General features: G+C 63.8%; 20 protein-coding genes. 16 read left to right on the top strand and 4 right to left on the bottom strand.

From position 1 onward, the window contains the following. Positions 1 to 58 precede the first annotated feature (58 nt). The 5 genes from FDP28_RS11160 to tgt all read left to right on the top strand — a co-directional run bounded on the left by FDP28_RS11160 (position 59) and on the right by tgt (position 4,584). On the top strand, positions 59 to 781 hold the full coding sequence (locus FDP28_RS11160) for a hypothetical protein (protein WP_144661506.1): 723 nt from the start codon (positions 59 to 61) through the stop codon (positions 779 to 781). A gap of 78 nt (positions 782 to 859) precedes the next feature. After that, a complete protein-coding gene (locus tag FDP28_RS11155) occupies positions 860 to 1,399 on the top strand; it encodes an NUDIX hydrolase family protein (protein ID WP_144661505.1) in 540 nt (179 codons plus the stop codon). 73 nt (positions 1,400 to 1,472) lie between these two features. Beyond that, a complete protein-coding gene (locus FDP28_RS11150; protein ID WP_144661504.1) occupies positions 1,473 to 2,444 on the top strand; it encodes a DUF6707 family protein in 972 nt (323 codons plus the stop codon). Between the two features lie 71 nt (positions 2,445 to 2,515). Beyond that, entirely contained in the window at positions 2,516 to 3,226 is a 711-nt protein-coding gene (locus tag FDP28_RS11145) for an SRPBCC family protein (RefSeq protein ID WP_144661503.1), read from the top strand. 47 nt (positions 3,227 to 3,273) lie between these two features. Continuing rightward, positions 3,274 to 4,584: a tRNA guanosine(34) transglycosylase Tgt gene (gene tgt, locus FDP28_RS11140; RefSeq protein WP_144661502.1), complete on the top strand. Its 1,311-nt coding sequence runs from the start codon at positions 3,274 to 3,276 to the stop codon at positions 4,582 to 4,584. Between the two features lie 83 nt (positions 4,585 to 4,667). On the opposite strand, the gene FDP28_RS11135 is transcribed toward tgt, so the two are convergent. Further along, positions 4,668 to 5,378 carry a queuosine precursor transporter gene (locus FDP28_RS11135; RefSeq protein ID WP_144661501.1) on the bottom strand — a complete coding sequence of 237 codons (711 nt, stop codon included), beginning with the start codon at positions 5,376 to 5,378 and terminating at the stop codon, positions 4,668 to 4,670. A gap of 335 nt (positions 5,379 to 5,713) precedes the next feature. Between FDP28_RS11135 and FDP28_RS11130 the strand changes: the two genes are divergently transcribed. From FDP28_RS11130 to FDP28_RS11095, 8 genes are all read left to right on the top strand, one after another. After that, positions 5,714 to 6,376: a TetR/AcrR family transcriptional regulator gene (locus FDP28_RS11130; RefSeq protein WP_144661500.1), complete on the top strand. Its 663-nt coding sequence runs from the start codon at positions 5,714 to 5,716 to the stop codon at positions 6,374 to 6,376. Further along, a complete protein-coding gene (locus FDP28_RS11125; RefSeq protein WP_144661499.1) occupies positions 6,373 to 7,269 on the top strand; it encodes a TIGR01777 family oxidoreductase in 897 nt (298 codons plus the stop codon). The genes FDP28_RS11130 and FDP28_RS11125 overlap by 4 nt, the downstream gene beginning before the upstream one ends. Positions 7,270 to 7,349: 80 nt before the next feature. Continuing rightward, positions 7,350 to 7,808 carry a hypothetical protein gene (locus FDP28_RS11120; protein WP_144661498.1) on the top strand — a complete coding sequence of 153 codons (459 nt, stop codon included), beginning with the start codon at positions 7,350 to 7,352 and terminating at the stop codon, positions 7,806 to 7,808. Positions 7,809 to 8,130: 322 nt separating this feature from the next. Then, complete coding sequence (locus tag FDP28_RS11115) at positions 8,131 to 9,513, top strand: MFS transporter (RefSeq protein WP_144661497.1); 1,383 nt, start codon at positions 8,131 to 8,133, stop codon at positions 9,511 to 9,513. Positions 9,514 to 9,627: 114 nt separating this feature from the next. After that, complete coding sequence (locus FDP28_RS11110; RefSeq protein WP_144661496.1) at positions 9,628 to 10,290, top strand: response regulator transcription factor; 663 nt, start codon at positions 9,628 to 9,630, stop codon at positions 10,288 to 10,290. Beyond that, on the top strand, positions 10,287 to 11,702 hold the full coding sequence (locus FDP28_RS11105) for a sensor histidine kinase (RefSeq protein ID WP_144661495.1): 1,416 nt from the start codon (positions 10,287 to 10,289) through the stop codon (positions 11,700 to 11,702). Before FDP28_RS11110 ends, FDP28_RS11105 begins: the two co-directional genes overlap by 4 nt. A gap of 28 nt (positions 11,703 to 11,730) precedes the next feature. Next, the gene (locus FDP28_RS11100; RefSeq protein ID WP_144661648.1) at positions 11,731 to 12,672 is read left to right on the top strand and encodes a TAXI family TRAP transporter solute-binding subunit; all 942 of its coding nucleotides are present in this window, start codon (positions 11,731 to 11,733) and stop codon (positions 12,670 to 12,672) included. Positions 12,673 to 12,715: 43 nt separating this feature from the next. Beyond that, positions 12,716 to 13,552 carry a hydroxymethylpyrimidine/phosphomethylpyrimidine kinase gene (locus FDP28_RS11095; RefSeq protein WP_144661494.1) on the top strand — a complete coding sequence of 279 codons (837 nt, stop codon included), beginning with the start codon at positions 12,716 to 12,718 and terminating at the stop codon, positions 13,550 to 13,552. Between the two features lie 66 nt (positions 13,553 to 13,618). On the opposite strand, the gene FDP28_RS11090 is transcribed toward FDP28_RS11095, so the two are convergent. Then, complete coding sequence (locus tag FDP28_RS11090) at positions 13,619 to 14,548, bottom strand: cytochrome b/b6 domain-containing protein (RefSeq protein ID WP_144661493.1); 930 nt, start codon at positions 14,546 to 14,548, stop codon at positions 13,619 to 13,621. A gap of 257 nt (positions 14,549 to 14,805) precedes the next feature. On the opposite strand from FDP28_RS11090, the gene FDP28_RS11085 reads away from it, so the two are divergent. Beyond that, positions 14,806 to 15,465, top strand: coding sequence for a TetR/AcrR family transcriptional regulator (locus FDP28_RS11085; protein ID WP_260842429.1), 660 nt, complete (start codon positions 14,806 to 14,808; stop codon positions 15,463 to 15,465). Positions 15,466 to 15,622: 157 nt separating this feature from the next. Here the strand turns inward: FDP28_RS11085 and FDP28_RS11080 are convergent, their stop codons facing one another. After that, the gene (locus tag FDP28_RS11080) at positions 15,623 to 17,137 is read right to left on the bottom strand and encodes an XRE family transcriptional regulator (RefSeq protein ID WP_144661492.1); all 1,515 of its coding nucleotides are present in this window, start codon (positions 17,135 to 17,137) and stop codon (positions 15,623 to 15,625) included. A 155-nt stretch (positions 17,138 to 17,292) separates the two neighbouring features. On the opposite strand from FDP28_RS11080, the gene aceA reads away from it, so the two are divergent. Together aceA and aceB are read left to right on the top strand one after the other, a co-directional pair. Next, on the top strand, positions 17,293 to 18,609 hold the full coding sequence (aceA, locus tag FDP28_RS11075) for an isocitrate lyase (RefSeq protein ID WP_144661491.1): 1,317 nt from the start codon (positions 17,293 to 17,295) through the stop codon (positions 18,607 to 18,609). A gap of 245 nt (positions 18,610 to 18,854) precedes the next feature. Beyond that, positions 18,855 to 20,507, top strand: coding sequence for a malate synthase A (gene aceB / locus FDP28_RS11070; protein WP_144661490.1), 1,653 nt, complete (start codon positions 18,855 to 18,857; stop codon positions 20,505 to 20,507). 169 nt (positions 20,508 to 20,676) lie between these two features. On the opposite strand, the gene FDP28_RS11065 is transcribed toward aceB, so the two are convergent. Then, the gene (locus FDP28_RS11065) at positions 20,677 to 21,870 is read right to left on the bottom strand and encodes an MFS transporter (RefSeq protein ID WP_144661489.1); all 1,194 of its coding nucleotides are present in this window, start codon (positions 21,868 to 21,870) and stop codon (positions 20,677 to 20,679) included. Positions 21,871 to 21,926 lie beyond the last annotated feature (56 nt).

Raw genomic sequence — 21,926 nt, 5'->3', positions numbered from 1 at the left:
GGCACGGATACGGCCACGCGGAATAGGCTGGGAACCGACCACCAGAAACGGAGGACCAATGCTGCGAGCCCGCCCCATCCACTACACCTCACGACCGGAGCAGTGGACCGCACTGCTGCACGCCTTGGGTTTGGCAGCGACCGTTGACGACGGCGACTGGCTGGAGTTCAACGCCGGATCGGGTCGCCTTGCCGTGGCCCGGGTGGAGCACGGCCACCCCCTGGACGCCATCACTGTCTTCAGCGTTGAAGTCGGCGACCTCGAGGAATTCGCACGGCGCACCGAGGACGACGGCACCCAGGCCGAAGTCCACCAAACGCCGGACGGCACCACGGTGCAGATCTCGGCCGATGACGGGTTCGAATTCTTCGCCTTCCCGGCGCAGCGGGCCGCTGACGGATCGTGGGCCACGTCCCCGGAGGCCGATCCCGCCCTGACGCTGGTGGCAACGTGGATCAGCCCGCTGGTGGGAGTCGCAGCCAACGATCTCCGGAATATTGGCGCCCGGCCCCGGACCCAGGACGACGAATCGGCCACGTTCACCACCAAGAACGGCGGAATCCTGCGCGTCATCCACGGCGCGGACAGCGGCAACGGCGACCTCGCGTTCGAGTACGACGGCGGGCTGGAGCCTCTGCTGGGCCGGCTCCACTCCGCGGGCGTGGATGCGAGGATCGAAGACGAGGTCCTCTACGTGGCCAACCCCGATGCGGCCGGTGGCTCCGCGCCGGCGTCGATAGTAGTGGAAAAGTCCCGCGCAGCCAGAACACCGGCCCCCTGATACCGCCGAGAGCGTAACGGCCCCTTCAACCGGGATGCCTCCACGGAACTTCCACCGGGGATGCGGTAGAACTTAACCATGAGCGTACGTACACCTGACCCGTATCCAGGCTGGCTTTCCGATGAAGACCTCTTCGAAGCCCGCGGCCGTCTGCCCATGGTTTACGTGGAGGCTGTTCCTGTCAGGCTGGATCCGCTCGGGTACGTCAACGAAGTTGGTACCTTGCTCCAGGGCGACGCCGACGGCAACATGGTCCGCTACCTCGTCTCAGGCCGTGTCCTGTACCGCGAGACCATCCGCGCGGCGCTCCTGCGGCACATGGAAAAGGACCTCGGCCCCCTGGCGTTCCCTCAGCTGCCCATCAGCCCGGTTCCCTTCACGGTGGCCGAATACTTCCCGGCTCCCTCACAAACGGGCTTCACCGACGAGCGCCAACACGCCGTGTCGCTTGCCTACGTCATCCCGGTCACCGGCGAATGCGAACCCCGGCAGGACGCCTTGGAACTGACGTGGATGACGCCGCAGGAAGTGCTCAGCGACAACGTCCAGCAGGAATTCGACGGCGGACGCGGGAACCTCGTACGGCAGGCGCTGGCTTTCTCGGGCGTCGTTCTCTAGCGGGTCACGGCCCCTCTGACAGCCCGTCTTTGTAGACTGGACGGCGGACCCCAAGAGAACCAAAGGATTTCCGATGACTCACAGCCCAGCCACACAGCAGTACAGGGAAAAGCAGGCTGGGGACCTGCGGCCCGGGGATTTCGTGTTCCCACCCGGCGACGGGCCGGCCCAGGAAATCGTCAGTATCGACGTTGAAAATGATGACTACGGCGTCGCCGCTTTGTTGCTCGTGACGATGGACGACGGCGCCACGGTGCGGATCTCTGTCGGGTCCAGCGTTCCGGTAGGGGACGGTGTTCCCGCGGGCGTGGGTGCCGACCCGGACTCCAGTACCCCCGCGGAAGTCGACGCCGACGCGGCCGCCGGGCCCGCCGTCGTCGTGCCCCCGCGGCCCGAAACCCCACCCACGTACACTGGCCCCAGCGCCGAGGAACTCGCCCTCATCCCCGAGCCGGACGGAACACCCGAAGCCGTGGTGCGGGCCGCCGCTGCGAACCACAAGGGCAAGAACAGCGTCCAAGTGCTCGCCGAGAGGCTCGCGAAGGGCATCAACACCAAGTCAGGAAGCTGCCTCCGGGACCTCAGCAACCTGGCGTTCGATCTTTGCATCGTGCTGCGGGACCCGGACAACGCCCTGGCTGTGGCGGACCTGCTGAACGTGCTGCCCTTTGACGGGAACCTCGACAGGTGGGCCTCCATCGAACGGGCCCTGGCTCTTTCCAGCTTCATTTGCCGGGAGGCCGGACAAAGCGAACGCGCAGCCGTGTACGAGAAACTGCTTCGCGCCCCTGAATCCCAGGAGGAAGACCCCTTCAAGGCCCGGATCAACGCCCGGGTCAGGCAGCGCTCGCTGAACGAGCCCAACCTGTACGACAAGGAAATCTTCCGCGCGATCGACAACGGCAACCACGAGGCGGAGCGCGACTGGCGCTTCCTGCGCCTGGAAGCGCTGCTGTTCCTGCGGGCCCACGGCGGCTCGAAAACCATCAGCGAAGAAGAGCTCGCCAGACGGATCGACAGCGAATTGGAATCCGTGCGCGCCTAGTTTTCCTGCGCCTTGCGCCGGGGAATTTCAAGGCCTGTTATGTAGGCTCGAACGGCGGTAGATTCGGGGCCATGACGAACAATCTGAGCGTTGTGGTTAATGCCGATGCGCAGCAGGTGTGGACCATGCTGCGTGAACCGTCGTTGGTGGCCCAATGGCACGGTTGGGAAGCCGATGATCTCGCCGATGAAATCAAACAGATCTACTTCAACACGGATGTCGTGGAAGGACCCGACCACACGAGCCTGACCGTCAATGGCGGGGACGTTTTTGAGCTCCACCCCGTCTCCGGCGGCACGGAAGTCCGCGTCACAAGGGTTGCCTTGGACCACGATTCCGAGTGGGCCGACTGGGACGAGGACATCACGCAGGGCTGGCTGACGTTCCTCCACCAGCTCCGCTTCGCGTTGGAGCGGCACCCCCACGGGCACCGGCGGACGCATTTCGTGTCGCTGCCCGGCAAAGGCGGTCCGGCGATTGAGAAGCTTGGCCTCGGGGACCTGCCTCCGGTTGGGGAGGAGTACTCGCTGACGCTCGCTACAGGCGAGAAGATCTCCGGCAAAGTCTGGTTCAAGAGCCGGCATCAGGTGGGCCTCACGGTTCACAGTTATGCCGAGCACGGGGATGGCCTGTTGATCGTCGCCGAGCAGCTGCCGATTCCGGAAAAAAGGCCCGACGGCGGGTCAATGGTCATCGCCTCAACTTACGATCTGGGGGCGCACACTTTGGCGGACATCCGGTCATCGTGGGACAACTGGAAGGCTGAAAACTACGGCTCCTAGGGCTTATCCGGCAGGTTGCTCCCGGTAAAGCTGGCACACTTGGTAGCGTGCCAGCTTCCTCCTCTGCTCCTGCTTCGTCCCCTTCGCTGCCCGGCTTGTCCGAGCGGCAATCCGAATTCTCCTTTTCGGTGGGCAAGCGCCTGACTGAAACGTGTGCGCCGTCGTCCTCTCTTGTGGAGGCGAACGGGGGCGAGTTCCTGGGGCGGACCGGCACCATCACCACACCGCACGGGACCATCCGGACGCCCGCGTTCATCGCCGTCGGGACCAAAGCCACCGTGAAAGCCGTGCTTCCTGAGTCCATCGCGGACCTCGGCGCGCAGGCCGTGCTGGCCAATGCCTACCACCTTTACCTGCAGCCCGGACCGGAAATCCTCGACGCCGCGGGCGGGCTGGGCGCGTTCATGAACTGGCCGGGCCCCACGTTTACGGACTCCGGCGGCTTCCAGGTGATGAGCCTTGGTTCCGGGTTCAAGAAGGTCATCGACATGAAGAACGTGGACTCTTCCGGACCTGACGACGCCGTTGCCCCCGGCAAGGAACGGCTGGCGCACATCGACGACGACGGAGTCTGGTTCAAGTCCCACCTCAACGGCGACCGGCACAGGTTCTCGCCGGAGATCTCCATGCAGGTCCAGCACCAGATCGGCGCGGACATCATGTTCGCCTTTGATGAGCTGACTACGCTGCAGAACTCCCGCGGCTACCAGGAAGAGTCGCTGGAACGGACGCGGTTATGGGCGCTGCGGTGCCTGGAGGAGCACTCGCGTTTGACGGAATCCCGCGTGGGCAAGCCGTACCAGGCGTTGTTCGGCGTGATCCAGGGTGCCCAGTACGAGGACCTGCGCCGCAAAGCCTGCCGTGATCTCGGGGCGATGCCTTTTGATGGCTACGGCATCGGCGGGGCGTTGGAGAAGGAAAACCTGGGCACAATCGTGCGTTGGTGCAATGAGGAACTGCCCGAGGACAAGCCCCGTCACCTGCTGGGCATTTCCGAGCCGGACGACATCTTCACGGCAATCGAGAACGGCGCCGACACCTTCGACTGCGTCTCCCCCACCCGCGTGGCCCGGAACTCCGCGTTCTACACACCTTTCGGGCGCTTCAACCTGTCCGGGGCGAAGTACAAGACAGACTTCGGCCCCTTGCAGGAAGGCTGCGACTGCTACGCCTGCGCCAACTACTCCCGCGCCTACATCCATCATCTGTTCAAGGCGAAGGAAATGCTCTCCGCGACGCTGATCTCCATCCACAACGAGCGCTTCGTGGTGAAGATGGTCGACGACGCCCGGCTTGCCATTGAAGCCGGTGACTTCTTCGAGTTCAAGGCCGAGACGCTGGGGCGGTACTACTCGTAGTTGCGGCGAGTTCGCGGGAAACGTGCGACGGCGTTGGGAAACTTCCAGCGAATTGGCACGTTTCCGGCGAACTCGGCCGGTGGTTAGGCCGCGACTGCCCCGTAGCTCGGCTCGCGCTTCTTAATCCAGCCCACCACCAGCACGGTGATCGGCACGAAAATGAACTCGACGGCGGTCTTGTAGAGGAAGCCGACGAGGACGTAGTTGACGAACGAGCCCACGTCGGAGATGCCAATCACGGACGCCGCAATGCTGCAGAAGATCAGGGTGTCCACGAATTCGCCCACCACCGAGGAACCCATCAGTCGTGCCCACAGGCTTTTTTCGCCGGTGCGTGCCTTCATCTTCACCAGGATCCAGGAGTTGATGGTCTGGCCTGCCAGGAAGGCCAAGAGCGAGGCCAGGACAATCTGCGGCACAGGTCCGAGCGCACCCTCGATGGCGGCCTGCTTGGCCGTTCCGTACTCGTCATCGAAGCCCGGCAGGATGATGATCACCCAGTAGCAGAGGGACGCGAACACGGAGAGTGCGAACGAGGTGATGATTGCCTTGCGCGCCACCTTGAAGCCGTAGACCTCGCTCATGACGTCGCCCAGGATGTAGGCCAACGGGAAGAGGAAGAAGCCCCCGTCCGTGATGATCGGGCCCAGCACTACACCCTTGGAGGCGCCGATGTTGGAGAGGATCAGCACCACTGCCATGACGGCCAACATGATGCCGAAGTAGGGGGAACCAATCGAAGCAAAGCGCGGTGCGGGCTTGCTGAGCGTGCTGGAGCCAGAGGGCGTGGGCATGGGTCATCCGTTTCGTAGTGGTTCGCGCAGGCGGCCCCGACGTGAGGCAGCCCCGCTGTATTAGCACTGGGCGGTGGGGCATGCAGCCGGCACCGGTTACATTGTCCCACCCCGCCCCGCCAACCCCCACTCACAACCCACCCCCTTCCCCCAAACCCCCACTCACAACCCACCCCCTTCCCCCCCAACCCCCACTCACACCCCACCCCCCCCCCGCCAACCCTCACACCCCACACCCCTTCCCCCAAACCCTCACTCACAACCCCTACTTTTGAACACGTTCAATTCGTGGCATACTGATTTCTGAACACGTTCAAAACCGCAAGGAGCAACCCATGGCTGCCAAAAGTGAACAAACCCGTCAATTGGTGGCAGACGTCGCGCTGAAGATGTTCCGCGAGATTGGCTTCGAGAAGACCACCATGAGGGCCATAGCCCAGGAGGCTGGAGTGTCGGTGGGTAATGCCTACTATTACTTCGCGTCCAAGGACGAGCTGGTCCAGGAGCTCTACATCCAGGTGCAGGACGAGCACGCCGCGGCCGCCGCCCAAGCCCTCGAAAACGTCCAAGATCTCGCCGGCCGCCTGAAGGCCGTGCTTCACACCGGAATCGACGTCATGACGCCGTACCACCAGTTCGGTTCCGACTTCATTTCAACGGCGATCCGGCCGGCGTCGCCCGTCAATCCGTTCGGAGAGGCGTCCACCGCCGCCCGGGACGCGTCGCTGGCGATCTTCCGCTCCGCCGTCGACGGTTCCTCGCCCGCCGTCGCCAAGAAGCTGCGCGGCGACCTGCCCGAGCTGCTGTGGCTGGCGTACATGGGTGTCGCGCTGTTTTGGGTCTACGACGGATCCGAGGGCCAACGCCGCACACGCAGGCTCATCGACGGCGCCGCGCCGCTGGTGGCTCGCGGCCTGTCGCTCGCCAAGATTCCGGGGGTCGGCAAGGTGTTCGACGACGTCCTCGGGCTCGTACGCAGCGTGAAGGAAGACTCGTGAAGACTGTGGTGATCGCGGGCGCTTCCGGCTTCATCGGCAGCTACTTCCGGCGCCGGTTTCTCGAAGACGGTTGGCAGGTCCGGACGGTTGGGCGGGCCGCGTCGGCTGACGCGCAATGGGACGACGACGCCGCCATCACCAAAGCGCTGGACGGCGCCGAACTGCTGGTGAACCTCGCCGGACGATCCGTGAATTGCCGTTACAGCGAGCGCCACAAGCGGGAGATCCTGGAGTCCCGGGTGCAGACGACGCGTGCCCTGGGGCGTGGGGTTGCTGGGTGTGCCGAACCGCCCCGGACGTGGATCAACTCGAGCACCGGAACCATTTATCGGCATGCGGAAGACCAAGCACAATCTGAGGCCTCGGGTGAGATTGGCAGGGGATTTTCCGTGGATGTGGCCCGGGCCTGGGAGGACGAGTTGGCAGCTGCTGTCGCGCCGGCTACGCGGAAAGTGCCGCTGCGCATTGCGATCGTGCTGGGCGCCGGTGGCGTCATGGGTCCCCTCCGGAACCTCGCCCGGCTTGGCCTGGGCGGGCACATGGGTCCAGGTACGCAGAAGTTCAGTTGGATCCATGTGGAAGACCTGTATCGAGCAGTGCTGTTCATTCACGAACGGCCAGAGCTGACTGGTCCCGTCAACGCCGCTTCACCCTACCCGGTGGACAATCGTGAGCTCATGGCCTTGGTGCGGCAGAGCTTGGGTGTGCCATTCGGGATGCCGACCCCGTCGTGGTTGCTCGAGGCCGGCGCTGTTCTCATCCGGACTCAGACCGAGCTGGTGCTGAAGAGTCGATGGGTTGAGCCGCGCAGGTTGGTGGATGCGGGGTTCAAGTTTGAGTATCCGTCGCTGGCCGGAGCCCTCAACGAGATCGCCAAGGCCTCACTCACGTAACCACCCCATCCGACCAACCCTCACTCACGTAACCACCCCATCCGACCAACCCTCACTCACCTACATGTCCGGAGGCGATTATGAACGATGACAGTTGGACTGACGAGGCCGAATATGGGTTGATCGCAGCCGGACCGCGGCACAGCTGGCGATACGGATCAAAGGCCCGGGTGGTGATCGATGGCAAGGGGTTGGCACTCGGAATTGCTGTTGCCCACCTGACTTTTTGGTTTTTGCTGACTCTCCAATCACCGGGATGGGCAGTTCTTTTCTTCATCTACAGCCTGCTTCCGGTGTGGGCTGTCGGCGCTGGCGTTGGATCACTCCTAGGGCTGGCGCTGCGGCGGGTCCGTAACCAGTGGGTCCACGTCGCCGCCTTTTTCGCCGTCCCCTTGCTTGTCTGCGTACCGGTGGGCGGGCTGTCGCAGGCCGGTTCGGTTCTGCTCTCACTATCCGTCGCCGTCGCTGGGGGCGTTGGACGACTCTCAATTTGGAAGTTGGTTCGCGTCAACGATCCCGGTCCGGGCCATGGGATGTGAGCGAGCGTCCACCCCAAACCCGTGGGATGTGAGCGAGCGTCCACCCCAAGCCCGTGGGATGTGAGCGAGCGTGCGCGTGAAAGGCGCGGGACGTGAGCGAGCGTGCGCCGGAAACCTAAGGAAGTGTTAGGAAATCCGGCACGGCGTTGGCTGTGCCGTGCATCACCCATAGGTTGGAATACGTCCTCTTCACCCCCAAGAGGGCCTTTCTTAGTCGACGAAGAGCCATGCGCAACGAAGCCATGAGCACCCGCTTCATGGACAGAACGAACACATGCAAGACACGGCCGCCTCAGCTGCTGCCGTCCAGGAAGGTTCATTGATGAGCACCCAACAAGCTGCACCTCTGAGCGAAGCCGCCCAGACCCGCAAGGCAGTGAGCAACATCCTCAAGGGCTCCGCGGGCAACCTCGTGGAATGGTTCGACCTCTACGTCTACACAGTGTTTGCGGCGTATTTCCAGTCGCACTTCTTCAACTCCTCCGACGATCTCCAGGCCGGCCTTGAAGCGATGGCCGTCTTCTCGACGTCGTTCCTCATGCGTCCGATCGGCAGCTGGTTCTTCGGCCGTTACGCTGACCGGAAGGGCCGCAAGGCCGCGTTGACCTTGAGCGTGACCCTCATGTCGGCTGGTTCGTTCGCCATCGCGATCCTCCCAACACAGGATGTCATCGGCCTGTGGGCGCTCATTCTGCTGGTCTTCATCCGGGTGCTCCAAGGCTTCTCGGTCGGCGGCGAGTACGGAACCAGCGCGACGTACATGTCCGAGGCGGCGACGGCCAAGCGCCGCGGCTTCTTCTCGAGCTTCCAGTACGTGACGCTTGTCGGCGGTCAGATGCTGGCGCTTTTGGTGCTCGTGATCCTGCAGAACACCATGACCAAAGAAGCCCTGACCGAGTGGGGCTGGCGTATACCGTTCGCGATCGGTGGCGTGGCGGCGCTTGTAGTGCTGTGGCTTCGCCGTTCCATGGAGGAAACGGTCTCCGCTGACCAGATCCGCGCGGCTCACGTCAAGGTTGCAGGGGAAGCACAGCCCGGCACCATGAAGCTCCTGTTCACCAAGCACTGGAAGCCGTTGCTGATCTGCATCGGCATCACCCTTGGCGGCACGGTGGCGTTTTACACCTACACCAACTTCATCCTGAAGTTCATGAACGATACCTCCGGCATTGCCAAGACGGACACTTCGGTGATTAACTTCTGGGCCCTCTTCATCTTCATGCTGCTCCAGCCGGTGTACGGCTTGATCTCGGACAAGATCGGCCGCAAGCCGTTGCTCGTATGGTTTGGTGTGACCGGCGTGCTGTTCACGTGGCCGCTGCTCTCCACGCTTGCAGGCACCAAGGATCCCTTCGTTGCCTTCCTGCTCATGATGGGTGGCCTGCTGATGGTTGGTGGTTACACCTCCATCAACGCCCTGGTGAAGGCAGAGCTCTTCCCCGCTTCCATCCGCGCCCTCGGTGTGGGCCTGGGCTACGCAATCGCCAACTCGCTCTTTGGTGGCACGGTTCCGCTCATTGGTGCAGCGCTGCAGAAGGCCGGCCAGGAGGACCTGTTCTTCACCTACGTCACGGCAGCAATCTTCATCTCGCTGTTGGTCTACGTCTTCGCCCTGAAGAACAAGAAGGCCACGCACCTGGATACTGAACAGGGCCACGCCTGGAAGGGCCGGGGCGACGACAAGAAGGATCTGATCGACGCCTAAATGCCCCCTTGCGAGGCCCGCTCTGCGCCCTTTGGCTACCCCGAAGGACGCAGAGCGGGCCTCACACGGTTAAGCTCAAAGGGCCAACCCGACACAAAACCCAAAGGAACCACCGTGCACGTGCTCATCGTCGAGGATGACGACGCCATGGCCTCAGCCTTGAGCGCCGCCGTCGCCTCCGCCGGGCACAAGCACACCCGGGTTTCCCGGGGCGAGGACGCACTCCTGGCACACCGGCAGCACGAGGTTATCCTGCTGGACCTGGGCCTGCCGGATCTGGACGGCCTGGACGTCCTCAGGAAGCTGCGCCAAGTCACCCAGATCCCCATCTTGATCCTGACGGCCCGCGACGACGAACGCAGCGTGGTCCTTGGCCTCCGCTCAGGCGCCGACGACTACCTGGTCAAACCCGTAAAACTCGTCGAACTCCTTGCCCGCATCGAGGCCGTGACCCGCCGGAGCAACCGCACAGGGCAGGCAGCGCCACACACGATCGTCCTTGGCGAACTTGAAGTTGACCTGGACCGCCGCGTTGCCTCGATCGGCAACAGGGAGCTTCCCCTCACGGCAACGGAATTCGACCTCCTCGCGCTGCTTGCAAAAAATGCGGGCTCCGTGGTGACCCGCGAACAGATCCTCGACGCACTCTGGGGCGATGCCTTCCTGGCCCATTCCCGTTCACTGGACGTGCACCTGACGGGCCTCAGATCCAAGCTCAAGATGCCGGGGTTCATCATCAATGTCCGGGGCGTCGGCTACCGCGTCGAGCAGCCGTGAAACTCCGGGTCCTGGGCATCCTGAGCCTGTTGGTGGTGATCATCGTGGTGACGGTGTCAAGCGTGATCCTGACATCGGCCAGCCGCGAGCTCACCCAGGAGCTGCAAATCAACCGCGTCGCCGCCCTGAACCGCTTCGCGCAGCTGGCAACTGACGCCCTGGAGGACAACGACACCACCCAACTCCAACGTGAAATGAACCGCTACTCCGAGCTGTATGGCGAAGGAATCCTGATCCATATGCAAGGCCAAACCCTCCATTCAGGGGAACTTCGCGGTGACCAGCCACAGGTCCGGGACGCGCTCGGCAGGGCAAGCCTGAACCTCAGCGACACCACCTTGGATCCCGTTCGCGCCTTCGGGACAGGCAACCAAACCATCTCCCGTTCCTTCGGCACGGCCAGCCAGGTCCTCGGCGAGGTAGTGGTGGAAGTGGATCTCGACGTCGCCCGCCAGAAGTTGCGGGAGCGGTGGCTCGTCGTCGGGGTGGCTGCCCTGGCGCTTGGCACCCTGCTCGTGCTGGCGGCCGCGCGCGTCACGGCGTGGGTGCTGCGCCCCGTCCAACGGCTCAGCAAAGCCGTCCACGAGCTCGAAGCCACCGGCACAACCAGCCAACTCCCCGAGGCCGGCCCACCGGAACTGCGCGAACTCAGCCGCTCCTTCACCACCATGGCCAGCACAGTGAGCCAGAGCATGGAATCGCAGCGCCGCCTCATCGCGGACACCTCGCACCAGCTCCGCAACCCGGTCGGGGCCTTGCGTTTGAGGATCGATCTGCTGCAGCTGGCGCTCCGTTCCGAACCGGAGAAGGCCGCCGCTGCCGAGGTCGTGGCCGAGCTTGAGCGGGTGGAAGGAATGCTCGACGGCGTGCTGAAGCTGGCGACCGCGGAGCATCGCGCCTCCGCGGGGGCTGCCCACGCCGATCAGGAGTCTCAAAACCAGCGCCTTTCGGTGATCGACCCCTTTCCCATCCTGCAAGGAGAAGTGGAACGGGCATCCCCCGCGGCCGCTCAGACAGGCGCCACAATCAGGCTCAGCCAGCCGCCACGGCCAATCACCATCGCCTGCAACCCGGAGGAGCTCGCGCATATGGTCGGTGAGCTCCTGGCCAACGCCATCAAATACGCCCCCGCCGCCCACATCGAAGTGGCGACCGAACCCGCCCAAGGAGGCACCGCCGTCGTGATTTCCGACGACGGTCCCGGCCTCCCAGCCGATCAGCGTGCCGCGTCCACCAACCGGTTCTGGCGGGCGCCCCAACACAGCAGCATCCCCGGCAACGGCCTGGGGATGACGATCGTGGAACGGCTGGCGGAAGCGAACGGGGCGAGGTTGGTGCTGGAAGACAGCAAGCCACACGGATTGACGGTTCGCTTGGAATTCGGGGGCCCAAGGGAGGGTTCCGGTGCCTGACTTTCCCGCGATCTCGCGGCGGAACGCCATGAGAGCCGCCGTGTCGTTCGGTGTGCTGGCCGCGGCTGTTGGCTGCTCCCCGGCGGCGAAGCCTCAAGAACTCACCGTGGCCGGCGGCGAACAGGGCGGCTTCTACCTTGAATTCGCCTCGCTCTTGGCCGATTTGCTGCAACGCGAACGCATCGCGGACAAGGCCCGGGCGTTGACCACCGGCGGCAGTCTCGAGAACATCCAGCGGGTGTTGTCCGGCGAGGCGACCTTCGCCGTCGCCCTGGCCGACGCCGCCGCCCAACCCGCCGCCAGCAGTCACAGCGAAGGACGACTGGTTGCCCTCGGCAAGGTGTACCAGAACTACGTCCACTGCATCGTGCGCCAGGACAGCGCCATCCGGACGTTCGCGGACCTCGCCGGTAAGACCGCGGGGGTGGGCGAAGTTGGTTCGGGAACCACCCTTACGGCCGGCAGGATCATTGCCGCGGCGGGTCTTGCGCCGCAGACGGCACCGCCGGGCAAGGCCTTGAAACAGGTCAACCTCGGCTTGAACCAGGCCATAGCGGCCCTTGCCGACGGATCAATCGACGTCATGATCCAGTCCGGAGGCGTCCCGACGGCGCCCATCGCCGCTGCTGCCCAGGACATCGGCGTCCGGCTGCTTGATCTTTCGGGGCTGATCCCGGCAACGCGTGCGCAGTCCGGTTTCTTCTACGACCGCGTCCTCGTTCCAGCCAACAGCTACGGCAACGCTCCTGCGGTGTGGACCGTGGGCGTCGCCAACCTGCTCCTGTGCCGCAGCGACCTGGCTGACCACGTTGTTCGGCAGACCGTGGAGCTCATGGTGGAAAAGGCCCAGGACCTGGTGCCGAAGTCGAGCGCAGGAGTTCAGTTCCTCAGCCCGGAGACGCTGATCAACACCGCTGGAGTGCCCTTGCATCCGGCTGCCGAGGCCGCTTACCGGGCATTGCACGGCTAGCCCCGTTTAGGAGTCGCGCAGGAGCAACTGCCAAAATGGAATCATGACTTCAGCCGTTGCCCCAGCCATTGCTCTGACCATCGCCGGCTCCGAAGCGACCGGTGGCGCCGGCGCGCAGGCCGACCTCAAGACGTTCCAGGAACTCGGTGTGTTCGGAATCGCGAACCTCACCTGCATCGTTTCCTTCAACCCGCAGGACAGCTGGAACCACCGTTTCGTGCCGGTGGACCAGCAGGTCATCGCGGACCAACTGGAAGCCACGACGGCGGCATACGGTGCCACTTCAGGCGCACCTTCGGTTCTGGACACCGTGAAAATCGGCATGCTCGGAAGCCCGGCAACCATCGGCACCGTGGAGAAGGCACTGTCCGGCGGCACTTTCAAGCACGTGGTGCTCGACCCCGTGCTGATCTGCAAAGGCCAGGAACCGGGCCACGCCCTGGACACCGACCAGGCCTTGAAAGCACAGATCCTGCCACTGGCCACGTTCGTCACGCCCAACCACTTTGAAGCCGAGTCGTTGTCAGGGCTCACGATCACGGACGAGGAATCCCTGAAGGCCGCAGCCATCCGGATCCACGAGATCAGCGGCGCAGCGGTCCTCGCCAAAGGCGGGGTGCGGCTGGAAGGACCCGACGCCGTCGACGTCTACTACGACGGCGAAACGCTGGAAGTCCTGCGCGCGCCGAAGGTTGGCGAAGTTGCGGTCTCCGGTGCCGGCTGCTCGCTTGCTGCGGCTGTAACCGCGGAGCTGGCCAAGGGCGCGACGCCCCTGGAAGCCGCCCGCACCGCCAAGGCCTTCGTCACGGCGGGCATCAAGAACCGGGTGTCCTCCGGCGCGCCGTTCGATGCGCTGTGGCAGGGCGGGGCCCTGAGCTAGCCACTCTTCCTAAGACAAAAACAGCCGCTCCGGAAACCCTTCCGGAGCGGCTGTTTTTGTCAGGGCCTAGCGCGAAACCTTGCCCATCAGCGAGGCGATCGGCCGCAGGAACAACGGCCGTGCCATGAACCAGGCGGCAGCTGTGAAGATGATCGAGGCCGCGAAGATTCCGAAGCCCCACCAGCTGTTGTCGTTGTTGGCCGCGTACATGTGGTTCAGGTTGTTCAGCGCACCCGTGGCCAGCACCAGGGTCACATGGACGATCACGAACGCCACGAAGTAGATCATCACGGGGAAGTGGATCTTGCGGGCCAGTTCGATGGGGTAGAACTTGTTGACGGCGGCCTTCTTGGGCCACGCACCGGACATCCGGATACCTGTGATGATGGCCAGCGGCGCGGCGATGAAGACGGTGATGAAGTAGGTCAGGAGCTGGAGGCTGTTGTAGTTGTTCCAGCCGTTCTCAACGGGCCAGTTCAGCGAGGCGTACTGCAGGCCGGCCGAAACCGCGTTCGGGAAGACGTCCCAACTGGTCGGAACGATCCTCAACCATTGGCCGGTCGCGAAGAGCAGAACGATGAAAATGATGCCGTTCAGGACCCACAAGGCGTCCAGCGTCAGGTGGAACCAGAGGTCCAGGCTTATTTTGCCGGGCGGGTTCTTGGTCTTGATGAAGCCCTTGTTGTTCCTGGTCCAATACGCCGGCGGGCGGGTAGTGGTGCGCACCTGCCAACCCGAACGAATGATCAGGACAATGAAGAACATGTTCAGGAAGTGCTGCCAGCCAAGCCACGCCGGGAATCCAGTGGGCGTGCCCTCGGGGATCGCTGAGTGGCCAGGGTAGTCCGTCAGGAACTGCTGCACCGGCTGCAGGGTTCGGAGCCACTGAGCCACCAGAACCACGATCAGGGCCACCACCAAAGCTCCCGCAGTGACGACGACGGGTTTGAACCACCTGTTCGACGTGATCCCGGACGACTTGCTTGAAACGGACATCAGGCCGCGTTCCTCTCTGGCTTGGTTGGCTGCGACCAGTTGGCGCTATATAGCGATTCAACCAGTTGCAGCCCGACGGCGAAAACGGCACCCGGGTTTCGGGGCCTCCCACGTCAAAAATCGCAGCATTCGGATATATGCCGCAATATGTATTTCTAGAACCGACTTCCAAAATTATTTCCCGTCCCTGTTGCGCTGGTCAAGGGTCACTGCTGGCTATGTGGATAATTTCGAGGGTAGGATTCCAGAAAGTAACGGTGAAACACGCCGAGTCCTGGCCCATCCGCGAAGGGAGTTCCGGTTTGGTCCGCAAAACCTCCGAAGCAGCAACCTCCGCGGGCTCCTGGAAGTGGACACGCACCGCGGCAACGCAGCGCAACCTGTTGGATGCCGCCGCCGACGTGTTCGTGGAACACGGCTTCACGGACGCCAGCATCTCCGACATCGTGGCCCGCGCAGGATCCAGCGTCGGCAGCCTCTACCACCACTTTGGCGGCAAGACCGAGCTCTTCCTGGCCCTCTGGGACGATTACCAAAACGAGCACGAACGCCTGGTAGCTGCCGCAGTGGCCAAGGCCCGCAAAGCCGGGGAGGCCGATCCCCTGGCCTTGTTCAACATCGGCAGCCGCAGTTACTTCGAGTACACCTGGAAGCACCGCGACCTGGAGCGGGTCTTCATCGAGGGCGACACTCCCCCCGGATTTGAGGTCCTCCGACGTGAACGCGGCCGTGAATGGGTCCGCCAAAACTCGGTGCTGCTCGGAACCAGCGAGGACACCCTGGGACGGCTCACCGTCGCGGTGATCACGGACATCATTACGGTTGCCGGCCACGAGGTCGCCTTGAGTGCCACCAAAAAGGCGGCGGACGACGTCGTCAACGCTGCGGCAGTGCTGGTGGCGCGGCTGGTTCCCTAGCCCTGGCCGCGGCGAGCCCCCGGCCGGGAGCGCCCAGGCGCGCCGCGAGTTCGTGGGAAAGCGGCGAGATCGCCCGGAAACTTCCAGCGATCCCGCAAGGTTCCCGCGAACTCGAGCCGCAGTCCCACGCGCCCCGAGCCGCCGGCCACCGAAAGACTCAGCGCCCGGAGTGGGCCTCCAGGAAGGAGTAAACCTCGGTCTCGTCCACACCGGGGAACGCCCCCGGGGGCATCGCGGCGAGCAAGTGTGAGTGGGCCCGGGCCGAAGGCCACGCGTTTCCGGCCCACTCATCGGCCAACGCCGCAGGCGGGCGCTTGCAGCAATTCGGATCCGGGCAGTTCGACGTTGCCCGGGCAGTGGTTTCACGGCCACGGAACCACTTCACGTGCTGGTACGGCACCCCGATGCTCAACGAAAACTCCCCTGAAGCCGAGCGCTCGGTGCGGGCGGTGCACCAGTACGTTCCGGACGGCGTGTCGGTGTATTGGCTGTAGGCGCTGAACTTGTCCGGCACATCGAATACAGCCCGCGAGGTCCACGCCTTGCACGACGGCTGCCCCTCGATCGCCCCGGTGTGGTCCTGCGGGAAGGTCACGCCGTCGTTCTCATAGGCCTTGTAGATGATGCCGGACTGGTGGGTCTTCTGGAAGTGCGTGGTGATGCCCAGGTGTTTGGTGGCCAGGTTGGTGAAGCGGTGCGCGGCGGTTTCGTATGACACGGCGAAGGCATCGCGAATGTCCTCCACCGCGATTTCCTTGGCAGCTTTGGCCTTTTGCAGGAACTCCACTGTGGCATGCTCGGGCAGCAACAAGGCCGCCGCGAAGTAGTTGGTTGCCACGCGCTGTGCCAGGAAGTCGCCGTAGTTCCGCGGAGTTTCGTGCCCCAGGACGTAGTGTCCCAGTGCCTGCAGCAGCACAGAACGGGGGTCGTGGTCCTGCCTCTGGTTCTGTGTCAGGTAAATTCTGCGGTTCTTCAAATCCGTCACGGACCGCGTGGAATGCGGCAGGTCACCCACATGGTGAAGCGAAAATCCGAGGTTCTCGGCAATGTCCGCAATGACGTGCTGGCTGAGTGGACCCGTCGTGTAGCCGACCCCCTTGAGGACCTTCTGCGCCTCGGCCTCGTACTCGGGGAAGTAGTTACCGCGCTCGCGCATCATGGCACGCAACTCGCCGTTCGCACGGCGGGCTTCTTCCGGCGTCGCGGCTTGCTCATTAAGTTTGCGTTCGAGCTCCTGAAGCAGCCCCACCTGAGACTCCAGAACCTCCAGCGGAAGCCGCGAGCTGATGCGGATTTTGGGCAGGTTCAGCGACTCGTACAGAGGTCCGCGCTGGTACCTTTCCAGCTCGATTTCCAAGGCCGCGCGGCGGCTCGGCGGTTCCGCACCAAGCAATTGGTCGATGCTCACGTTGAGGGACGCGGCCAGCTGCTGCAGCAGCCCCAGTTTGGGCTCGCGCTTGCCGTTTTCGATCAGGCTCAGCTGGCTTGGTGCGGTCCCGACGGCGGCACTCAGGTCATCGAGCGTCAGGCCGGCCTGCTTGCGCAAATGGCGCACGCGGCGGCCGAGGCTGATGACATCCAGTTCAGGGGACGGGACGGACGACGACGGCGACGCGACGTCGCGATTCCAGCTTGAAGGCGACATTTCTTGAGAATACGCGAAGAAGTGCATTTCTTTCCATACTTTTCCTCTAGAAAGCCTCTTGAAAGTGCAGAAAAGTAGTTCTCACGAAAAGAAATACAGACCCCGGTCAAGCCGGCCGAAGCAGCAAGGAAGCAGCGGACGCCGGCCCCGGGGAGCCCCGCCAGGATATGAGGAGACATGCAATGACCGCATCGTTTGAACCAGCCGAACAGACCGCTGAACAGCAGGCAGCCGCGCTGGAACTTGAATGGTCCGCCAACCCGCGCTGGGAGGGCGTCACCCGCGATTACTCGGCTACCGACGTCGTCCGCCTCCGCGGCCGCGTCTCCGAAGAGCACACCCTGGCCCGCCGCGGTTCGGAGAAGCTCTGGAAGCAGCTCACCGAGGAAGCCCCCACCGGCGGGTACACCAACGCCCTCGGTGCGCTGACCGGCAACCAGGCGGTACAGCAGGTCAAGGCCGGCCTTCGAGCCATCTACCTGTCCGGCTGGCAGGTTGCAGCCGACGCCAACCTCTCCGGTCACACCTATCCGGACCAGTCCCTGTACCCGGCCAACTCGGTGCCGCAGGTTGTCCGCCGCATCAACAACGCCCTGCTCCGCGCAGACCAGATCGAATACGCCGAGGGCGTCAAGACCGTTGAGGACTGGCTGGTGCCGATCGTCGCCGACGCCGAGGCCGGCTTTGGTGGCCCGCTCAACGCCTACGAGCTCATGAAATCCATGATTACCGCCGGCGCCTCGGGTGTTCACTGGGAAGACCAGCTCGCATCCGAAAAGAAGTGCGGCCACCTGGGCGGCAAGGTCCTGATCCCCACCCAGCAGCACATCCGGACCCTGAACGCCGCCCGATTGGCAGCCGACGTCGCCGGTACCCCGACCGTCGTCATCGCCCGCACCGACGCCGAGGCAGCAACCCTGATCACCTCCGACGTCGACGAACGCGACCAGGAATTCATCACCGGTGAACGTACCCCCGAGGGCTTCTACAAGGTCCGCAACGGCATCGAACCCTGCATCGCCCGCGCCAAGGCCTACGCACCGTACTCCGACCTCATCTGGATGGAGACGGGCACCCCGGACCTGGAGCTGGCCCGCAAGTTCGCCGAATCGGTCAAGGCCGAATTCCCGGACCAGATGCTCTCCTACAACTGCTCCCCGTCGTTCAACTGGCGCAAGCACCTGGACGACGTCACCATCGCCAAGTTCCAGCGCGAACTCGGTGCCATGGGCTTCACGTTCCAGTTCATCACCCTGGCCGGCTTCCACGCCCTGAACTACTCGATGTTCGACCTCGCCCACGGCTACGCCCGTGAAGGCATGAGCGCCTACGTCGAGCTCCAGGAGAAGGAATTCGCCTCCGAAGCACGCGGCTACACCGCCACCAAGCACCAGCGCGAAGTCGGCACCGGCTACTTCGACGACATCGCCACGGCGCTCAACCCGAACGCCTCCACCTTGGCCCTGGTGGGATCCACCGAAGAAGGCCAATTCCACTAACCAACACGCCCAAGGTGAGCTGTTCGCTTCGCTCACCGAAAGGCACGACGGCGATTGTCACCTCCGGCCTGCGGAGCGGTAATGCTCTGCCTGCTATTCCCCACGTCCCGGTTTCGACCTCGCTGAGCGAGGACGGACCGGGACGCAGGGCCCCTTTTACGCAGGCTGCCGCATCACCGCACCTTCGGCCTCGTGGGCACCTCACCCGACCTGCCGCCGTCGAACATTTTCTTAGGAGTCTTGAAATGAACAGCTTCACCGACAACTTCACTATCAACGGGATTACTTTGACCGCGCAGCCCATTTCGCGGCAGAACGAGGTCCTCACTCCGGATGCGCTTGAGTTCGTCGGCAAGCTGCACCGTGCTGTTGCTGATCGTCGGCAGGAGCTGATGCAGGCACGGCACGCCCGGCGTAACGCGATTTCGAGTGGCCAGGATCCCCGTTTCCTGCCGGAAACCGAGGGCATCCGCAACGACCCGTCCTGGCGCGTGGCTCCCCCGGCCCCTGGCCTGGAGGACCGCCGCGTGGAGATCACCGGTCCGGTGGACCGCAAGATGACCATCAACGCGTTGAACTCCGGCGCCAAGGTGTGGCTCGCGGATATGGAGGACTCCTCCACTCCGACCTGGCGCAACGTCATCCAGGGCCACCTGAACCTGACCGATGCGCTGGAACGCCGCATCGATTTCACCAGCCCCGAAGGCAAGGAATACAAGCTCAAGGCCGCCGAGGACCTGCCGACCATCGTGGTCCGCCCGCGTGGTTGGCACCTGCCGGAGAAGCACATGCTGATTGACGGCAAGCCGATCGCCGGCGGCATTGTGGACTTCGGGCTGTACTTCTTCCACAACGCCCGCCGCCTGCTAGCCCAAGGGAAGGGCCCCTACTTCTACCTGCCCAAGATCGAGAACCACCTCGAAGCACGGCTGTGGAACGACATCTTCATCCTGGCCCAGGACCTGCTCGGCATCCCGCAGGGCACCATCCGCGCCACCGTGTTGATCGAAACCATCACGGCTGCCTTCGAAATGGAAGAGATCCTGTACGAGCTCCGCGACCACGCAAGCGGCTTGAACGCCGGCCGTTGGGACTACATCTTCTCGCTGATCAAGAACTTCCGGACCCGGGGCCCGCGCTTCGTGCTCCCGGATCGCGGCCAGGTGACCATGACGCAGCCGTTCATGCGTGCTTACACCGAGCAACTGGTACGCGCCTGCCACCGACGCGGAGCCATGGCAATCGGGGGCATGGCAGCGGCAGTTCCGAACCGCAAGGACGAGGCCGCCAACCGGGCCTCCTTCGAGAAGGTCCGTGCGGACAAGACCCGCGAAGCCAACGACGGCTTTGACGGCTCCTGGGTGGCCCACCCGGACCTGGTGCCCATCTGCCGCGAGGTCTTTGACTCCGTGCTCGGAGAGAAGCCGAACCAACTCAACAAAACCCGCGAGGACGTCACCCCGGATGACCGTGCACTGATCGACATCGCCAGCACCGAGGGCAGCATTACGGAGGCCGGAGTCCGCTTGAACATCGAGGTAGGCATCCGGTACATCGAGTCCTGGCTGCGCGGAAACGGTGCGGTGGCCATCCACAACCTCATGGAGGACGCCGCCACCGCGGAGATCTCCAGGAGCCAGCTGTGGCAGTGGATCCACTCCCACGCCATCACCGACCAGGGCGACATCATCACCCGCGAGTGGGTTGAGGACATGCTGGATGAGGAATTTGCCCGACTGGAACGCTTCGACGGCGACCGCTTCGCTGATGCACGCGCCATCTTCGAAGAAGTGACCCTGGCCGAGGAATTCCCCACCTTCCTGACCATCCCCGCCTACGCCCGCTTCCTCACCGAAGCCCGCGAAGAAGCCACGGAAGAAGAACTGGTCGCCGCCTAGCGACGGCCACATAGCCCCGACGCTGGGCTGCCTGCACTTTTCGCAACAAGTGACCCCGAAGGCCGGGGAGGCAGCCCAGCACCGGAACAACCACCCAACTAGGGGACAGCAAACGCTCCATTGAGGGCTCAATGGAGCGTTTGCTGTCCCCTACTTGGGTTAAGGGGGTTTAGGCCTGGCGGGATACCCAGCGCACGGACAACGTGGTGCACACACAGAACGCGAGCACCGAGCCCAGAATCACGAACAAGGGCACGGTCCAGCCGTCGGACACACTGTGGACGTAGCCAACAATCGTCGGCGCCAACGCAGCGAAGCAGTAACCCACACCCTGCACCACTGCGGACATCTTCCCTGCCGCGGCCTGGGAACGGGCGAACTGGATGATGGCAATGAAGATCACCGTGATCCCGCCGCCCTGCGCAATCCCACCGAGGGAAGACCACAGCCACCACCACGACGGCGCCAGCAACAAACCAACGGGAACCGTCAGCCACAACGCGCTCAAGGTGGCCGCGACCGCCGTCGTACTGCTGAAGCGGGCCAGCAGCGGCACGCCCAAGCCGCCCACGATCGCGAATATCTGGAACAGCGAGGAACCGGCGCCGGCTTGGGCAGTGTCCATCGCGAGTTCGTCCGACAGGAAGCTCGGGAGCCACGCCGTAACGCCGTAATAAGAAAACGCCTGGCCCGCGAAGCCGAGAGTCAAGCCTGCAGTCAGCCATCCAACACCGGCAACGCGCCCCGAACCTGACGGCGCGGAAGATACGACGGCGGCCGGCACCAAAGCCCGCCTCGCACCTACCGTGGGGATCCAGAACAGGATCGCCGCCAGCGCCAGCACCGCGCTTGCCGCCAAGGAAAGCCGCCACCCCACCAGTTCAGCCAACGGTGCTGTGGCCACAGAAGTAAGGAACGAGCCGATGTTCAGTGCCGCCGTGTAGACGCCCATCGCGGTCGCTTGCCGCCTGGGAGCGAAGTCACGCCGGATGATCAACGGAACTGCGATGTTGCCAATGGTGATGGCCACGCCAATGACCACCGTCCCTGCCATCACCAGCGCGCCGCCACCTACAGAGCGGATCACCACACCTGCAAGCACGCCCAGCAATGTCAGCATGACCGCGAACTCGGCGCCCAGACGGCGCCCGGCCAATGACGCCAACGGTGAGGCGAGCGAGAAGCAAAGCACGGGGATACCGGTCAGCAAGCCAAGTTCCACCGGCGAAAAGCCCAGGTCCTGGCGGAGCAGATCCACCACGGGCGCTACAGCGACAAACGGCCCGCGCATGTTCAGGGCAATCAGCCCGATGCAGGCCAGCAGCAACCAGCCTCTGGGAACTTTGGCGAGGAACTGGGTCATGGTGCGGGCCAAAAAATGGCAGGAAACGTTTTCATCAGTTTCATTGCTATCACGCC

The organism is Paenarthrobacter nicotinovorans, from assembly GCF_007670255.1.
Lineage (GTDB): Bacteria > Actinomycetota > Actinomycetes > Actinomycetales > Micrococcaceae > Arthrobacter > Arthrobacter nicotinovorans_B.
The sequence above is the reverse complement of the archived record's forward strand: the minus strand, read 5'-3'. Positions and strand labels throughout refer to the sequence as shown.

What these genes read in the sequence shown, in the direction of transcription:
- FDP28_RS11160 (WP_144661506.1), top strand. Translation starts at nt 59, where the DNA reads ATGCTGCGAGCCCGCCCCATCCACTACACCTCACGACCGGAGCAGTGG.
- FDP28_RS11155 (WP_144661505.1), top strand. Translation starts at nt 860, where the DNA reads ATGAGCGTACGTACACCTGACCCGTATCCAGGCTGGCTTTCCGATGAA.
- FDP28_RS11150 (WP_144661504.1), top strand. Translation starts at nt 1,473, where the DNA reads ATGACTCACAGCCCAGCCACACAGCAGTACAGGGAAAAGCAGGCTGGG.
- FDP28_RS11145 (WP_144661503.1), top strand. Translation starts at nt 2,516, where the DNA reads ATGACGAACAATCTGAGCGTTGTGGTTAATGCCGATGCGCAGCAGGTG.
- FDP28_RS11135 (WP_144661501.1), bottom strand. Translation starts at nt 5,378, where the DNA reads ATGCCCACGCCCTCTGGCTCCAGCACGCTCAGCAAGCCCGCACCGCGC.
- FDP28_RS11130 (WP_144661500.1), top strand. Translation starts at nt 5,714, where the DNA reads ATGGCTGCCAAAAGTGAACAAACCCGTCAATTGGTGGCAGACGTCGCG.
- FDP28_RS11120 (WP_144661498.1), top strand. Translation starts at nt 7,350, where the DNA reads ATGAACGATGACAGTTGGACTGACGAGGCCGAATATGGGTTGATCGCA.
- FDP28_RS11115 (WP_144661497.1), top strand. Translation starts at nt 8,131, where the DNA reads ATGAGCACCCAACAAGCTGCACCTCTGAGCGAAGCCGCCCAGACCCGC.
- FDP28_RS11100 (WP_144661648.1), top strand. Translation starts at nt 11,731, where the DNA reads ATGAGAGCCGCCGTGTCGTTCGGTGTGCTGGCCGCGGCTGTTGGCTGC.
- FDP28_RS11095 (WP_144661494.1), top strand. Translation starts at nt 12,716, where the DNA reads ATGACTTCAGCCGTTGCCCCAGCCATTGCTCTGACCATCGCCGGCTCC.
- FDP28_RS11090 (WP_144661493.1), bottom strand. Translation starts at nt 14,548, where the DNA reads ATGTCCGTTTCAAGCAAGTCGTCCGGGATCACGTCGAACAGGTGGTTC.
- FDP28_RS11080 (WP_144661492.1), bottom strand. Translation starts at nt 17,137, where the DNA reads ATGCACTTCTTCGCGTATTCTCAAGAAATGTCGCCTTCAAGCTGGAAT.
- aceA (WP_144661491.1), top strand. Translation starts at nt 17,293, where the DNA reads ATGACCGCATCGTTTGAACCAGCCGAACAGACCGCTGAACAGCAGGCA.
- aceB (WP_144661490.1), top strand. Translation starts at nt 18,855, where the DNA reads ATGAACAGCTTCACCGACAACTTCACTATCAACGGGATTACTTTGACC.
- FDP28_RS11065 (WP_144661489.1), bottom strand. Translation starts at nt 21,870, where the DNA reads ATGACCCAGTTCCTCGCCAAAGTTCCCAGAGGCTGGTTGCTGCTGGCC.